The organism is Streptomyces sp. NPDC085931, from assembly GCF_044540565.1.
Taxonomy (GTDB): Bacteria; Actinomycetota; Actinomycetes; order Streptomycetales; family Streptomycetaceae; genus Streptomyces.
This window is the reverse complement of the sequence record NZ_JBITSK010000020.1, coordinates 1-16,091: the sequence shown is the minus strand read 5'-3', so window position 1 is coordinate 16,091 and position 16,091 is coordinate 1. Positions and strand designations below refer to the sequence as shown.

8 protein-coding genes are annotated in these 16,091 nt (G+C 74.3%); 5 read left to right on the top strand and 3 right to left on the bottom strand.

The window, feature by feature from the left end:
* Positions 1-660: 660 nt before the first annotated feature.
* Both ACIGAN_RS32045 and ACIGAN_RS32040 read left to right on the top strand, forming a co-directional pair.
* Positions 661-2,787, top strand: a complete 2,127-nt coding sequence (locus tag ACIGAN_RS32045; RefSeq protein ID WP_399862853.1) for an asparagine synthase-related protein — start codon at positions 661-663, stop codon at positions 2,785-2,787.
* Between the two features lie 614 nt (positions 2,788-3,401).
* Complete coding sequence (locus ACIGAN_RS32040) at positions 3,402-6,680, top strand: BTAD domain-containing putative transcriptional regulator (protein ID WP_399862851.1); 3,279 nt, start codon at positions 3,402-3,404, stop codon at positions 6,678-6,680.
* Here the strand turns inward: ACIGAN_RS32040 and ACIGAN_RS32035 are convergent.
* Both ACIGAN_RS32035 and ACIGAN_RS32030 read right to left on the bottom strand, forming a co-directional pair.
* On the bottom strand, positions 6,677-8,698 hold the full coding sequence (locus tag ACIGAN_RS32035) for a sigma-70 family RNA polymerase sigma factor (RefSeq protein ID WP_399862849.1): 2,022 nt from the start codon (positions 8,696-8,698) through the stop codon (positions 6,677-6,679). The two genes, ACIGAN_RS32040 and ACIGAN_RS32035, sit on opposite strands and share 4 nt — an antisense overlap.
* A gap of 661 nt (positions 8,699-9,359) precedes the next feature.
* Complete coding sequence (locus ACIGAN_RS32030) at positions 9,360-10,118, bottom strand: TetR/AcrR family transcriptional regulator (protein ID WP_399862847.1); 759 nt, start codon at positions 10,116-10,118, stop codon at positions 9,360-9,362.
* 375 nt (positions 10,119-10,493) lie between these two features.
* Here ACIGAN_RS32030 and ACIGAN_RS32025 point away from each other — a divergent pair, with 375 nt between their 5' ends.
* Both ACIGAN_RS32025 and ACIGAN_RS32020 read left to right on the top strand, forming a co-directional pair.
* Positions 10,494-11,873: an NAD(P)/FAD-dependent oxidoreductase gene (locus ACIGAN_RS32025; RefSeq protein WP_399862845.1), complete on the top strand. Its 1,380-nt coding sequence runs from the start codon at positions 10,494-10,496 to the stop codon at positions 11,871-11,873.
* 173 nt (positions 11,874-12,046) lie between these two features.
* Positions 12,047-13,714: an ATP-binding SpoIIE family protein phosphatase gene (locus ACIGAN_RS32020; RefSeq protein WP_365099802.1), complete on the top strand. Its 1,668-nt coding sequence runs from the start codon at positions 12,047-12,049 to the stop codon at positions 13,712-13,714.
* Positions 13,715-13,726: 12 nt separating this feature from the next.
* On the opposite strand, the gene ACIGAN_RS32015 is transcribed toward ACIGAN_RS32020, so the two are convergent.
* The gene (locus tag ACIGAN_RS32015; protein ID WP_399862935.1) at positions 13,727-14,989 is read right to left on the bottom strand and encodes an MFS transporter; all 1,263 of its coding nucleotides are present in this window, start codon (positions 14,987-14,989) and stop codon (positions 13,727-13,729) included.
* Between the two features lie 123 nt (positions 14,990-15,112).
* Between ACIGAN_RS32015 and ACIGAN_RS32010 the strand changes: the two genes are divergently transcribed.
* Complete coding sequence (locus ACIGAN_RS32010) at positions 15,113-15,661, top strand: MarR family winged helix-turn-helix transcriptional regulator (protein ID WP_365099804.1); 549 nt, start codon at positions 15,113-15,115, stop codon at positions 15,659-15,661.
* Positions 15,662-16,091 lie beyond the last annotated feature (430 nt).

Here is a 16,091-nt window from a genome sequence, read left to right as displayed (position 1 = left end):
CCGTGCGCCCGGCCGTGCGCTCTTCTCCGGCCATCGCGGGAGCGGTTCCATGGTCCGTGCGTGGGTCGGCCCGCTGTACTGGATCCAGTGGGCTGGGGGACACCGCCGCCTTCATCCCCGCGGGCGGCGGAACGGTCCGGGAGGCGTGCTCCGTCTCCCGGACTGCGCGACCGGGCGACGCGGCGCCGAGCCTGTACGGAGCGTGTTCGATACTGCGCGCGTATCGGTGATTTGGCTGAAAATGGCCCCCGTCGATCGCGGGCTTTCAGGGCTCCGACCACGGCAGTTGAGGGCGCGTTGGGCGTATTTGGGGCGCGTACCGGGGGCGCGTTCACGTCGCAGTCGTACCGGTGACGTGTCGCTGGTGTGCCTTGCCCCGTGGCCGGATGGTCGCGTAGCGGTGCCGCGGCCGAGTCCTTCTCCTTTCTCTTTCTTCTTCCCTCTGTTCGGTTTGCTCCTCGCCCCGGAGCGGCCCCAGGGCGGCCGTGCCGTCTTTCCCCGTAAGGGAGTTGGGGCTCACGCCGATGCATCGGCGGCTCCGCCGGGGCGCATTCGGCGGAGCGCGAGCGGCGCGGGCACCCTCCGGAGCGCTTCCTTCATGGCAGCATGGGGAACCGGTTCGTGCGGTGCACTGGTTGTCCACAGCCTGTGGAGGCGGCGATGCGGTGGTTGGTGGGATGGAGCAGCACCGCCGCGGGAGCCGTCGCCGCCGGTGCGGCGGGGGCCACCGGGCACGACGGTGAGACCCTGCACCCGGTGGGGTCCCAGCTGCTGTGGGGCGACCCCGATCCGCTGTGGGCCGTGGGCGACTGGCGGCCCGACGAGGTGCGGGTCGTGAAGGCCGACGAGCGCACGCGCATCGCCGTGCTCGGGATCTGCGGCGCCACCGACGAGCAGTTGCGCGTCGCGTTGTTCGCCGCGCGCGGCGGGGCACTTCGGCATCTGACCGCCTGGCCGGGCAGTTACACCGCGATCGTGCAGGTCGGCAGGAGGATCACCGTCTGCGGTGATCTCGCGGGCGCCCGGCCGGTGTTCTACACGCCCTGGGCCGGCGGCACGGCCTACGCGACCGCCGCCCTGCCCTTGGCCGACCTCATCGAGGCCAACCTCGACTTCGGGCACCTCGCCGCGCTGCTGGCCGCCCCTGACGTGCCCGCCGCGCTCCACGACTCGACGCCGTACGACGGCGTGAGGCGGATTCCGCCGGGGCACGCGCTGATCCTGCGCGCCGGGGCGCGGGAGATCGCCGGGTACGAGCCGGTCGCCTCGCTCGCGGTCGCCGCCCCTCCGGCCGATCCCGACAGCGCGGTCGACGCGGTGCGCGACGCGCTCGTGGAGGCCGTACGCACCCGGCTGTCCGCGCCGCGGCACGTCCCCGGCGCGGACATCGACCCCGGGCCCGTGCCCGGGATGGGACCCGCCGAACGGCGTGCCGCGCGCGGGATGCCGGTACCGGGCATAGGGGCCGACCTCTCCGGCGGCCCTGCCTCCGCAACGCTGGCGCTGCTGGCCGCGGGCCTGCCCGGGATGCCGGGCACGGTGCTCGGGCACGGCACGGGCGCGGGCGAGCGGTTGCTGGCGGTCACCTTCAACGATCTGACCGTCGGCGGGCGGGAGGCCGAGCTGGAGCGGGCCGGGGCGCTGGCGGCGAACCCGCGGCTGCACCACGTGGTGGTGACGGGCGGCGAGGAGACCCTGCCCTACGCCGACCTGGACGGTCCCCTGACGGACGAACCCGGGGCCTGCCTGGTGACGGCGGCGCGGCACCGGGCCCGGCTGGCGGCGGGCAGCGCGGACCACTTCACCGGGTACGGGGCGCGGCAGGTGCTGGACGCGCATCCCGCGCGCCTGGCCGACCTGCTGATGGACCGCCGGCGGCGTCACCTCGTGCGCCCGGTCGCGGCGCTGGCCAAGGCGGACGGGTCGGTGTTCGTTCCCGCGCGCGTGTACGCGGCGGCGCGGCGGTTGTCCCGTACGTCGTACCGGTCGGGTCTGGAGTCCCTCGCCGAGCGCCTCCTCGACCACCGGTCGGACGACGGGCTCGACGCGCCCGGCGGGGCCGTGGAAGCCTCCCTCGCGGCGCTGAGCTGGGGCAGACCCGGGCCGGCGGCGCGCTGGCTGACCGGTGAGGCACTCGCTGAAGTATCGGTTCGCCTTCAGGCGTCGACGCACCGGTCGGAACTGGTCGGGCCCGGGCAGCGGCCGGGCGACTTCCGCGCGCGGGCGGCGCTGGCGCGGCACGCGGCGGACCTGCGGGTGCTGGAGCAGGCCGCGGAGATCCGCTTCCAGCGGCTGCACGCGCCGTTCCTCGACAACCAGGTGGTGCGGGCGGCGCGCGCCCTGCCGGAGGCGCTGCGGGTGCGCCCGGGGGCGCGGGCGGCGGTGCTGCGCACGGTGCTGGAGGGAGCCGGGGTACGGGAGTTGCCGCCCGGGTGGGGCGCGCCCAGCCAGGCGACGGCGGCCGCGGTGGCGCGTACGGGGTTGCGGGTGGCGGCGGACTCGCTGGTCGCGCTGTTCGACACGCCGCTGCTGGCGGAGGCGGGGCTGGTCGAGGCGCGGGTGGTCCGCAAGGCGCTGCGCGGCGCGGCGGCGGGCGAGCCGCTGCCGCTGGACGGGCTCGCGGACCTGGTCTCCCTGGAGCTGTGGCTGCGCCGGCTGCTGGCCCGCCGCGGCACGTGCTGGACGGGCACACCGGCCCGCCAGCGAGCGGTACCGGCGGGCATCGCGCCGCAGCGGGGGGCGCTGGGAGCCGGGACGGCGGGGGCGATCGGGGGGCGGCGGGGGTAGAGGGCTGCGCCGAGCTTGCGCCGGGGGGTGCGGGCGGTGCCCCTAGTTTGGGTTGGGGGGTGCGGGCGGTGCCCCTAGTTGGGGTTGCGGGTCCCCGAGCTTGTGTCGGGGGTTGCGGGTCCCCGAGCTTGCGTCGGGGGGTGCGGGTCCCCGAGCTTGTGTCGGGGGGTGCGGGCCGTGCCTGTGCGGGTGGCTTCGCGGCTGGGGTGGGGGTGTGCCAGTTCGGGTGTCGCGTGTCGTGTGTGGCGGTGTCGGGGTGGGGTGTCGGGGTGGCTTGGGGTCCGTGCTTGTGCCGGGCAGCGCGGGCGGTGCCCGTGTCGGCGCCTCTCGCGGCCGGGTGGGGCGGGGCCGCGCCGGGGGGTGTCCGTCCTCGGAACGGCGCGATCGACTTGCGTGCCGACTCACTGTCCGTTGACGCGCCGACCGCTGCGGGCGGACACCCCCCGACACGGCCCCTTCCGTAGTACGGCGGGTGCGGGCGCGTCGTGCTTCCGGGGCAGGTCCGCGCCGCGGAGCGTCGGCCTCGTCGCGCCGAGTCCCCGCGAGCAGGGCTCCTGCGGTAACGCCCGGCAAAAACCCAGGGCCCCCGGGCGAACCCCGGCGACAATGGCCCCGTGCGGTACAGAATCCTGGGCGTCACCACGGCAGCGGACGAGGACGGCTCAGTCGTACCCGTCGGCGGCCCCCGCCTGCGCGCCCTGCTCACCGCCCTCGCCCTGCGCCCGGGACGTGTCACGACACCCGGGACCCTGATCGACGAGGTCTGGGCCGACGACCCGCCCCAGGACGCCCCCGCCGCCCTCCAGGCCCTGGTCGGCCGGCTCCGCAGGGCGCTCGGCAAGGACGCCGTGACGCTCGAACCCGGCGGTTACCGGCTCGCGGCCGGGCAGGACGACGTCGACCTCTTCGTCTTCGAACGGCTCCTCCGCCACGGCACGGACGCCCTCGCCGCCGGCGACCCCGCCCGCGCGGAACGGCACCTCGACGACGCCCTCGCCCTCTGGCACGGCCCGGCCCTCGCCGACCTCCCCGACCGCTCCGCCGCGGCCCGCCCGGAAGCGGCCCGCCTGGAGGCGACCAGGGCGCGGGCCGAGGCGCGTCTCCGGCTCGGCCGCGCCGGGGACGTCGTACCGGAACTGCGCGAGCTCACGGCCGTGCATCCCTACGACGAGCCCCTGTACGCCCTGCTGATCCGTGCTCTGCGGGACGCCGGCCGTGCGGCCGACGCCCTCGCCGTGTACGAGACCGCCCGCCGCGCCCTCGCCGAAGGCCTCGGCACCGACCCGGGGCCGCGATTGCGCGCCCTGCACGCCGAACTGCTCGGCGGGCAGACGCGGGGCGGGACACCGCGGCCGGAGCGCGCGCGGCCCGGGCGGATGGGCAACCTCCGGCCCCGGCTGACGTCCTTCGTCGGCCGGGAACCCGAGATCGACGCCATCCGTTCCGACATGCACAGGGCCCGGCTCGTCACCCTCACCGGAGCGGGCGGTTCTGGAAAGACCCGTCTCGCCGAGGAAGCCGCCGCCGGGCTTCCGCAGGCATGGCTCGTCGAGCTCGCCCCGCTCGACCGGCCCGAGGCGGTGCCGGGAGCCGTGGTCAGCGCGCTCGGTCTGCGCGAGACCGTGCTGATGACCAGCGAGCTCACGGCCCTGCAGGACGACCCGGTCGCCCTGCTCGTGGAGTACTGCGCCCCGCGCGGCCTCCTGCTGATCCTTGACAACTGCGAGCACGTCATCGGCGCCGCCGCCCACCTCGCCGAGACCCTGCTGACCCGCTGCCCGGCTCTGACGATCCTCGCCACCAGCCGTGAACCCCTGGGCGTGCCGGGCGAGGTGGTGCGCCCGGTCGGGCCCCTGCGACCGGACCAGGCCCGCCGGCTGTTCGCGGAGCGCGCCGCCGCCGTCCGTCCCGACGCGAGGGAGGTGCTCCGGGACGAGCTGGCGGTGGCCGAGATCTGCCGGCGGCTGGACGGGCTGCCGCTCGCCATCGAGCTGGCGGCCGCCCGGCTCCGCCTGCTCACGCCCCGCCAGATCGCCGACCGTCTCGACGACCGCTTCCGCCTCCTCACCTCCGGAAGCCGTACGGTCCTGCCCCGCCAGCAGACCCTGCGCGCCGTCGTCGACTGGTCGTGGGACCTGCTCGACGAGGCCGAGCGCACGGTGCTGCGCGAGGTGTCCGTCTTCACCGGAGGCTGGGACCTCGCGGCGGCGGAAGCCGTGTGCAGCGGGCCCGTCGCCGAGCTGCTCGGGTCCCTCGTCGACAAATCCCTCGTCGTGGCCGCCCCGGCGCGGGACGACGCCTTTCCGGGCATGCGCTACCGAATGCTGGAGACCGTCCACGAGTACGCCGCCGAGCGCGCGGCCGAGGCCGGGCGGCAGCGCGCCGCGGCCGAGCTCCGGCACCGCGCGTGGGTGCGCGCCCTCGTCGAGCGCGCCGAGCCGCTGCTGCGCTCCGCCGCGCAACTGCCCTGGATGTCCCGCCTGGAGACGGAGCTGGACAACATCCGCGCGGCCCTCGACCGGGCCCTGACGGCCGGGGACGAGGAGGAGGCCGCCGCCCTCGCCCTCGGCATGGGCTGGTTCTGGTGGCTGCGCAACTACCGGCAGGAGGGCCTGGAGTGGCTGGAGCGCATCCTGCGGCTGGGCGTCGCGCTCGACACCGGGGCACACCGGCCGCCCGATGGCCAGGCGGGCCTGCCCGGCCCCGTCGACCACTTCCTGGCCGCGCCGGACGGGGAGGCGGGGCATCCGTCGCACGCCCTGCGGATGGACCTGCGCATGCTGCAGCTGTTCTTCCTTACCGAGGCCGCGCCCATGGACGTGTTCGTCGACGAGCGACGCGCCTATGTGGAGCGCGTGTGGGCCTACTTCGCGGACGGCGGACCGCAGGCGGCCCGGCTCCCCGGGCTGGTCTGCCCGATCATCTCGGCCTACTTGGACGTGCGGCGCGAGGCCCGGGACGTCATGGACGCCGCCGTCGCCAACTGCCGTGCGCACGGCGACGACTGGGAGCTCGCCGTGGCCCTGATGTTCCGCACGCACATGGTCGTCGACGCACCGGGCGACCTGGAGGGCGTCGACGCCGACCTCGCTGAGCTGCGCGTCCTCAGCCGCCGCACGGGTGACCGCTGGCTGCGGGCCCAGGTGTGCAGCGCGGCCGGCGAGGCGGCCATGGCGCGGGGCCGCTTCGACCTGGCCGAGGGGGAGTACGAGGAGGCCCTGCGGCTGGCCGACGAGGTGGGCGCGTTCACGGAGTCGCCGTTCCTCAAGGCCCGGCTCGCCGAGATCTCCTACCGCGCCGGGGACCGGCCGGCCGCGGTCAAGGCGCTGGACGAGGCGAGCGAGGCGGCCGAGCGGTACGGCGTGGCCGACTCCAAGGCGTTCGTGCGGCTGCTGCGCGCCCAGATGGAGTGCGACGAGGGACATACCGCGCGGGCGCGGGCGCTGTGCGAGGAGGCGCGGGCGGAGACCCGGCGGGGCACACCGCCGCCGCAGTTCGTGGTCATGCTGCACCTGGTCGACGCGATGATCACGGCGGACGAGTCCGGGCCGGGGCGCGCGCTGGCCACGCTGACCGAGGCCCTGCGCGAAGCGGTGGACAAGCGGTGCTCCGACGCCATCCTGGCCGCGGTGGTGGACGGCGCGGCCGCCCTCCTGGCCGGCCTGGGCGACTTCCCGCGCGCGGCCCGGCTGCTCGGCACCGGCGACCACTGGCGTTCCGGCCGCCCCCGCCCCATGCCCGAGCGCGCCCACGCCGAACGCACGGAGGCCGCCGCCCGCGCCGCGCTGGGCGACGGCCGCTGCGCGGCGGAGCGCGCCGCGGGCACGACCCTCACCGCGGACGACGTCCTGCGCGAACTGGCCGAGGCACACCGTGCCTACGACAGGCCCTAGCGGCAGGTGAACCTCGACTCCGCCCAGTCCGCCAGGGTGAGTCCGTCCAGCGCGCCGCGCGGCTCCACCACCAGCCGGACCGTGCTGCGGCCGGTGAGGTTCACATGGACCGGGACGGCCGGGTTACCGCCCTCGACCAGTCCTGACCGCCACAGCCGGACGCCGTCGGCGTAGACGGAGAAGGACACCTTGCCGTGCTTCAGCGTCAGGTCGTCGACGCCGACGAGCGCGTCGTAGGCGGAGCAGGGGCGGTTGAGGTCGATGGTGACGGAGGAGGTGCCGTGCACGGTGACACCGTGCGCGTACCGCTGCCCGCCGACCGACAGACCGGACCGCTTCCAGACCCAGCTGCTCGCACCGAGCCGCATCTCCGGCCCGGTGCCGTCGCCGGTGACGTCGTACGACAGGTCGCTCCACTGGTAGACGGCCGGGGCGGGCGGCGGTGGTGGCGGGGGCGGTGGGGGCGTTGGAGTGGGGGTGGGTGCCGGGGCGGGAGCGGAGGGCACCGGGGGTGCCGGACGCGGGGGCGTGGACGGCCGGGCGGGCCGGGGAGCCGGTGTCGGGGACGCGGCCGGGCCGGGGGTGGTGCGGGCGCTCGGCGTCGCCGCGGGCGTCCCGGCACCGACGGGTACGAGGGCCGGCGGACGCGGCCCGGACTCCCGCCGGGGCGGGTCGGGCGCCGGCTCGCCGGGCCGCACGACGGAGGAGGGCGGCGGGGACGACGGTGCCGGCCGCGCCTCCTGCCGGGGCTGGTCGTTGCCGGCCAGGGCCAGCACCACCGCCGCCGCGACCCCGACGGCCACCACTCCGGCCGCGATACCGGCCTTCACCGGCGCACCGACTCCCTCGGCGGCCGCGCCGCCACCGGCTCCAGCGGAAGCGCCGCCCGCGGCGCCGCCGGACGCACCGGCCCCCGCCGCCCCGGACGAGCCACCCGCCGCCGCGGCCGCCCCGGCGGCACCGGCGGCTCCCGCGCCGGTGCCCCCGGCGATGAGCGCGGCCGCCTTGGCGTATCCGGCGGCGCCGAACCAGCCGATGACGGCCACCGGTACGACGGCCGGGATACCGCCCGCCACCTCCGCGATCTGGCTCGCGGCCAGGCGGCACTTGGCGCACTCCTCCAGGTGTTTGCGCAGCCCCCGCTCGGCCCGTGTGCGCAGCCGGCCGCGCGCGTACGTGCCGAGCTGGTCGGCGTAGCGCGCGCACTCCTCGTCGGCGGTGAGCGTGGAGCTGACGTGGGCCTGGAGGTAGGCCTGCTTGAGACCCTCCCGGGCTCGGCTGGCCAGGACGCGCGTGCCGTTGGCGTCCAGACCGAAGAGCGTGGCGACCTCGCTGGGCGACTCGTCCTCGACCTCGGTGTGCCAGAGCACGGCCTGCCAGCGCTCGGGCAGCGACCGGAAGGCGCGCATGGCCATGGACTGCTCGGCCTCGTGCATGGCCCGTACGTCCGCGCCCAGTTCGAGGGTGTCGTCGTCGGACGCGTCCCGGCCGCGCGCGGACTGGGCGGCGAACACGGCGAAGTCGTCGACGAGTTGCTCGCGCCGCGCCGACCGTGTCCAGGAGGCGGCGACGCGCCGGACCGAGGTGAGCAGGTAGGCGCGGACCGCGTGGGTGGGGCCGGAGCCGCCGCGGACGGCCTGCAGCATGCGGGCGAACACCTCGGCGGTCAGGTCGTCCGCGGTGTGGGCGTCCCGGCAGCAGGTGCGGGCGTACCGGCGCACGGCCTGGGCGTGGCGCCGGTACAGCTCCTCGTACGCCGTGTCGTCGCCCGTGCGCATCCGGTCGATGAGGTCGGCGTCGGAGGGCGGCACATCGCGGGGCGGCGGCAGCACCCCTTCCTCGCGCCGGTCGCGCTGCGCCGGGACCGACTCCTCGGCGGAACGCCCGTCGGCAGGAACGCTTCCTCGCCCGCCCTGGCTGGGAACCTGGGGTGGAATCGGGGGTGGAACCTGGCCGCCGGCCGTGGCGTCCCCGCTGTTTCCGGTGCCGTTCGACTCGTCCCGCCCGTCAACGCTCATCGCGGAACGCCCCCACCAGCCGCCGTACCCGTCCAGACCACCGGGTCAGCGTGCCACAGCGGCTCCCGGCCGGAACCCCGGAGTTCGGACCGTCACTCGTCCGTGGGGTTTTCAGGCACGCGAGCCATGGCCACCGCCTGTCCGGGGAAGGAACCCCCTTTGCTCCGGGGCGGCTTCCCCGAGTCCGGGGCCGGGCACTTGAACACCCTGCGGCCGTCCCCGCTGGCACCGGGGCATCCGTGAGCTTCAGCCGTCGTGGCTCTGCCCGCCTGATCGCCCGATCGCCCGGAAGTCCGGGCCTCCGGGAGCCCAGGACTCCGGAAGCCCCGAAGTCCGGAAGCCCCGAAGCCCCGAAGTCCGGAACCCCGAAGTCCGGAACCCCGAAGTCCGGAACCCCGAAAGCCGGAACCGAAAGCCGAACGCCGGGCGCCCACAGGCCGGAAGGCCAAGGCCGGAAGACCAGTGGCCGGAAGACCTCAGGCCGGAAGACCAATGGCCGGAAAGCCAAGGCCGAAAGACCCCAGGCCGGAAGACCACTGACCGGCAGACCACAGGCCGGAAGGCCAAGGCCAGAAGACCAAAGGCCGGAGAATTAAAGGCCGGAGGGCCCGGCACGAACGCGTCGGCCGGGCCCTCCGGCGGAGTCACCGCCCGGATGCGTTCACGCCGGACGCGACCGCAGACCCTCCAGCAGGATGTCCAGCAGTCGCGCCGAAGCCGCCTGCTGCTGGGCCGCGTCCGGCAGCGAGGGCGCGGCCGTCGCGATCACCAGCAGGACGTCCGACACGGACACGTCCGCCCGCAGCTCACCCGCGGCCCGGGCCCGCTCCACGAGCCGGCCGACGACCTCCAGCAGCGCCGATGCCCCGGCGTCGTCCTCCGGCGCGGGGACCGAGGCGACCGCCACCGGCTCCTCCGGCACCAGCCGCAGCTCCGCGGGCTGGGTCCGCTGCTGCGGCACCCGCGCACCGCCGGCCTGCTCCTCCACGACCGAGACCCGCAGCACCTGCGGCGGCAGCAGCCGTCCGGCGCCCGACGCCACCGACGTGCGCAGGAAGCGCGACAGCGCCGACCACGGCTCGTCCTCCTGCCCGAGCGCCGCACGCGCCTGGTCGGTCAGCCGGGAGATCTCCTCCTCGGCTATCCGCCGTACCAGGACGTCCTTGCTCGGGAACCGCCGGTACACCGTGCCCACACCGACCCGCGCGCGCCGCGCGACGTCCTCCATCGGCGCGCCGTACCCCAGCTCGCCGAAGACCTCGCGCGCCGCCCGCAGCACGTGCTCCAGATTGCGCTGGGCGTCCACGCGCAGCGGCGTGGTCCGCGCCCCGTCCGCGCGTCCGCTGCCCGCCGCGCTCATCGTCGCGCCACCCGCGGCAAGGGCGGACGCGGACGACCAATGAGAATCCTGAACATGCATATGCATTCCCCCGGTAATGACGTCTCCCCCCGGAGACTCTCCCCGCCATTCGATGCCGGGACGGAGGAACAGGCCCGGTTCCGCGGCCCGCCCGTCGCGGACCCGGTGAGCACATCCCCCTACACCCCGTCGACACACGAACATAGTTGAGAGGGAGTCAATTCAGAAGGGGCAGGTTCCGCACGGAGCGCCCACCGATCGGAGTACGGGTCGCATACGTCCCGAATGTGCCCCCGCGCGCCCCCCGTGCCACCCGCGCTGACCTGCGCGAACACACCGCAGCCCGCTAATCCGGCCAACTCCGCGCCCGCCCCCGCTCCGGTCACACAATCCGTCGAGGCTGTGGACAAACGCAAGCGGCGGGTGCGTCATGGGATGGTGAAGGAACGTGCGCGCATTCTCGTTGTCGGTGGCGGCTACGTCGGGATGTACACGGCCCTGCGCCTGCAGCGCAGACTGAAACGGGAACTGGACCGGGGCGAGGCCGAGATCACGGTCGTCACCCCCGACCCGTACATGACGTACCAGCCGTTCCTCCCCGAGGCCGCCGCGGGCGCCATCTCACCCCGCCATGTCGTCGTACCGCTGCGCCGCGTCCTCGACCGGTGTCATGTCCTCATCGGCGAGGCGACCGCCGTCGACCACGCCCAGCGCACCGCCACGATCACCACCCTCGCCACCGAGGAGCAGGGCACCGGCGGCCGGCACCTGCCCTACGACCACCTCGTCCTCGCCCCCGGATCCGTCTCGCGCACCCTGCCCATTCCCGGCCTCGCCGACCACGGCATCGGCTTCAAGACGGTCGAGGAGGCCATCGGCCTGCGCAACCACGTGATCGAGCAGATGGACATCGCCTCCTCCACCCGCGACCCGGCCATCCGCGACGCGGCCCTCACCTTCGTCTTCGTCGGCGGCGGCTACGCGGGCGTCGAGGCCCTCGGCGAACTGGAGGACATGGCCCGCTACGCCGCGCGGTACTACCACAACGTCCAGCCCGAGGACATGAAGTGGATCCTCGTCGAGGCCTCGGAGCGCATCCTGCCGGAGGTCGGCGAGGAACTGGGCCGCTACACCGTCACCGAACTGCGCCGCCGCAACATCGACGTCCGCCTGCGCACCCGCCTGGAGTCCTGCGCCGACCGGGTGGCCGTCCTCAGCGACGGCGCCCGCTTCCCCACCCGCACGGTCGTGTGGACGGCCGGCGTGAAACCCCACCCGGTGCTCGCCGCCACCGACCTCCCGCGCAACGACCGCGGACGCCTGAAGTGCACGCCGGAACTGTCGATCGAGGGCACCACGCACGCGTGGGCGGCCGGAGACGCCGCCGCCGTGCCGGACGTCACCGCCGCCGAACCGGGCCGCGAGTGCGCCCCCAACGCCCAGCACGCCCTCCGCCAGGCCAGGGTCCTCGCCGACAACATCGTCCACACCCTGCGCGACGAGCCCCTTCAGACGTACGAACACGCCTACGCCGGCTCCGTCGCCTCCCTCGGTCTGCACAAGGGCGTCGCCCACGTCTACGGGCGCAAGCTCAAGGGCTACCCGGCCTGGTTCATGCACCGCGCCTACCACCTCAGCCGCGTGCCCACCTTCAACCGCAAGGCGCGCGTGCTCGCCGAATGGACCCTGGCCGGCTTGTTCAAACGGGAGATCGTCTCCCTCGGTTCACTCGAACACCCCCGGGCGGAGTTCGAACTCGCGGCCGGTGGAAAGCCTTCCCAGGACCCCCCGGGCAACCCGAAGGGGTCGTCCTGACCGGACCCTGGAACTCCACCGGCCGGCCCGGCGTCTGACGGATGTCGGTCCGGTCCGCGCACTGCCAGACTGGTCCACCACCACGGGTGTGCCACGGCTCGCCCCGGTGCGGGCCCCCGGGCCCCCGGCCGGTCCCGGTGCCGGCCGCCGACGACTACGCGAGGCAAGGATTCGTGAACTTCACGCGCTGGAGCGCCCGGCTCCCCGGAACGCAGCGCCGCGCCGCAGCGCGGACCGAGCAGACGGCCTCCCCGGACCGGCGGGGGGACGGTTCCGTGCCCGCCGCCCGCGCCGGACAACTGACCGGCGAGACCCCGCCCGTGCCCGCCGTCGACGAGCTGCGGGTGCGCGAGGTCCTCGACCGTGTCCCCTCCCTCGTCGCCCTGGTCCACGGCCCCGACCACCGCATCGCCTACGTCAACGACGCCTACACCACCGCCTTCGGCGTCCGCCCCCTCGGCGAGCGCGCCCGCGAGGCCCTGCCCGAGCTGGACGCGTTCGGCCTGTTCCCGCTCCTGGACCAGGTCCAGCGCAGCGGCAAGCCGCGCACGGTGAAGTCCCGCAAGGCCCCCGACGGCCGCTCCTACACCTTCACCTGCACCCCGGTCGCCCAGGGCGACGGCAAGGGCGGCACGGACGGCCGGGGCGTCCTGGTCTTCGCCACCGACGTCACCGACCACGCCGAGGCCGCCGAACGGCTGCGCGCCAGCGAACGCCGCCAGCGCGAAACGGCCGTCACCCTCCAGCGCTCCCTGCTTCCCCAGGAACTCGAACAGCCGGACGACCTGCGCATCGCGGCCACGTACCACCCGGGCGGCACGGAAGCCGCCGTCGGCGGCGACTGGTACGACGTCATCACCCTGGGCGGCGGCCGCACGGCCCTGGTCATCGGCGACGTCATGGGCCGCGGCGTCCGCGCGGCCGCCGTCATGGGCCAGCTGCGCACGGCGGTCCGCGCCTACGCCCGCCTCGACCTGCCCCCGCACGAGGTGCTCCAGCTCCTCGACGGCCTGGCGGCCGAGATCGACGCCAACCAGATCGCCACGTGCGCGTACGCCATCCACGACCCGAACGAGGGCAAGCTGGTCTACGCCTCGGCCGGCCACCTCCCCATCCTCGTCCGCGACGAGAACGGCACGGTGTTGCGCGCCGACGAGCCCACCGGCCCCCCGCTCGGCACCGGCGGCTGGATGCACGCCTCCGGCTCGATCCCCCTGAGCCCGGGCTCCACGGCCGTCCTCTACACGGACGGCCTGGTGGAGCGGCGCGACGCCGACCTCGACGAGGGCATCGCCGCCCTGGAGCGCGCCCTGGCCGGTGCCACCGGCACGCCCCAGGTCGTCTGCGACCGTCTGGTCCGCTCGGCCGGCGTGACCCCGGACCACGACGACGACGTGGCCGTCCTGGTCCTCCAGCACCCCGCGCGCACGGGACCGGAGAGCGAGCTGTTCCGCAACGCCGCGCTCGAACTCCTCGGCGGCGTCGAGGCGGCCCCCCGCGCGCGTGCCTTCGCCTCCGGCGTCCTGACCAGCTGGCGCTTCCCCGCCGACCTGCACGACCTCGGCGTCCTCGCCACCAGCGAACTGGTCGCCAACTCGCTGCAGCACGGCACCCCGCCGATGCGTCTGCGCCTGCGCCGCACGGACCGGCGGCTGATCATCGAGGTCACCGACGGCGACGACCACCTCCCCAGACGCCGCCGCGCGGAACCGGGCGACGAATCGGGCCGCGGCATCGCCATCGTCGCGACCATCGCGTCCAGCTGGGGCTCCCGCCGCACCCCCGGCGGCGGCAAGGCGGTCTGGTGCGAGTTCGCCCTGCCGCGCGCCCAGGCGACGTAGGAGGGACCGGGCTCAGACGTCCGCGGACACCGGCGCCCCACCCCGCGCCACGACCCGGCTCCTTTCCAGCCACGGCTGATCCTGTACGTCGGTCAGCTGCCGCCCCAACCGCACGGCAAGGACCGTGATCCCCAGCGAGAACACCAGGAACGCCACGATGTACGGCGCGTGCAGCGAGGCGCCCAGCGGCCCGCCCACCGCCGGCCCGACGGCCAGCGCGAGCTGCTTGACCAGGGCGAAGGCGGAGTTGTACTGCCCGGCCATCCCCTCCGGCGCGAGATCCGCGACCAGCGGCGCCACGGTCGGCGACAGCATCGCCTCACCCAGCCCGAACAAGGCGTACGTCGAGACGAACGCGGCGGTCGCCATCTCCTGGCTGCCGTGCCCCAGCCCCGCGTACCCGGCGACGGCCCACGCCACGGCCCAGATGAGGCCCACGGCCGCGATCACCCGCGAACGCCGGCGCCGCTCCACGAACCGCAGCACGGCGAACTGCGCCACGACGATCATCAGCGTGTTCGCCGCGAGGGCCGTCCCCAGCGCGGACGTCGATATCCCCGCGGCCTCCACCCCGTACGCGCTCAGCCCGGACTCGAACTGCCCGTAGCAGGCGAAGAAGAGCACGAAGCCCAGCACACACAGCTGCACCATGGCCCGGTTGCCCAGCAGCTGCTTCCAGCCGCCCCGCGCCGAGGCGGGCGCGCCCTCGATCCGCGGCGCGTGCGGCATCCGCACCGTCGCCATCACCACGACCAGCAGCAGGAACATCGCCGCCTCGATCGCGAAGAGCAGCGTGAAGGAGGCGGCGCTGGAGGTGTCGACCAGGTGCCCTCCGATGAGACCGCCGACTCCGAGCCCGAGGTTCTGCAGGAAGAACTGCATGGCGAACGCCCGCGACCGCGTCTCCGCGGAGGAGCAGTCCACGATCATCGTCGCCAGCGCCGGCTGCATCACGGCCTGCCCGGCTCCGAGCAGCGAGGCCGACATCAGCACGGTCGCCGCGCTGCCCGAGATCCCCAGGGTCAGCGCACCGACGGCGGCGGTGAGCAGGGCGGTGAGCAGCACCGGCAGCGGGCCGCGCCGGACGATGGCCCGCCCGGCGAACGGCAGCACCACCAGCGCGGCCACAGCGAAGACGGCGAGCACGAGACCCGCCGTCATGGCCCCCAGACCCCGCACCTGCGCCACGTAGACGTACAGATACGGGACCGTGAAGCCCAGCCCGAACGCGCTGAGTGCGTTGCCCACGTGGATCCGGCGCATCGCTGCGCCCATCGCCCTGGTCACGTTCACCTCTCTCACAAGTTAGGAGTGAAGACTTCGAAGCTAAAGTTCGAAGCTAAAGAGTACATACCCAAGGACTTCAACGCAAAGAAGGGGCGTGCCATACTGCGCCCCATGGGCGACACCCCAGGCTCCGGCGAGCCGACCCTCGAAGAGCAGATCGCCGCGTACCAGCGCGAGTTCCAGGACCTCGACCCCCAGGTCGAGCAGATCGTCTCGGCACTGTCCCGCCTGAACCGCCGCATGAACGTCGCCTACGGCCGCCAGACGTCGGCCCTCGGCATCAGCAACGCCGAGTGGGAGGTCCTCAAGGCCCTGGTGCTCTCCGGCGCCCCCTACCGGCTGGGCCCCAGCGAGCTGGCCAAGCGCCTCGGTCTGACGCCCGCCGCGATGACCCACCGGATCGACCGCATGGTCGGCGAAGGACTGGTGACCCGTGAGCGGGACGAGACCAACCGCGTCCGCGTCATCGTGGAGCTGACATCCGAAGGGCGAGAGAAGTGGCTGGAGGCGATGCGCCTGGCGTCGGTCTTCGAGGAGGACCTGCTCCAGGACCTGACCCCCGTGGAGCGCACGGCCCTGGGCGAAGTGCTCACGCGCCTGCTGCGCCGGGTGGAGGACGCCCAGCCGGACGCCGGCGGCCGCCTGTCCGACCTGGACTGACGCGCCCGCGCCTCGCGCGCAAAAGATCTTGACAGAGGGCGCTTGACAGCCCCCGACCGGATCCGTAGAGTTCTTCGGGTTGCCGCGGAGCCGTAACGGTTCTGCCGGTGACACTTCCGCCGCAGCAGCGGCACCAACCATCAGCAAGATCGCTCCCAGCGGGGTTGTATTCGGCGTGCCCGAATTCAATTCGAATAGGGACTCGACGTCTTGATCGGCTCCGAACCGGGACCGATTTTGGAATCGCCGAGAGAACGCGCTAAGGTTGGACACGTCGGAACGGCCCAACGGCCGGGAAGACAAACCCCGCTGACTGGGGGTCAGGTCGAGAAAAGGATCTGATAGAGTCGGAAACGCAAGACCGAAGGGAAGCGCCCGGAGGAAAGCCCGAGAGGGTGAGTACAAAGGAAGCGACCGTTCCTTGAGAACT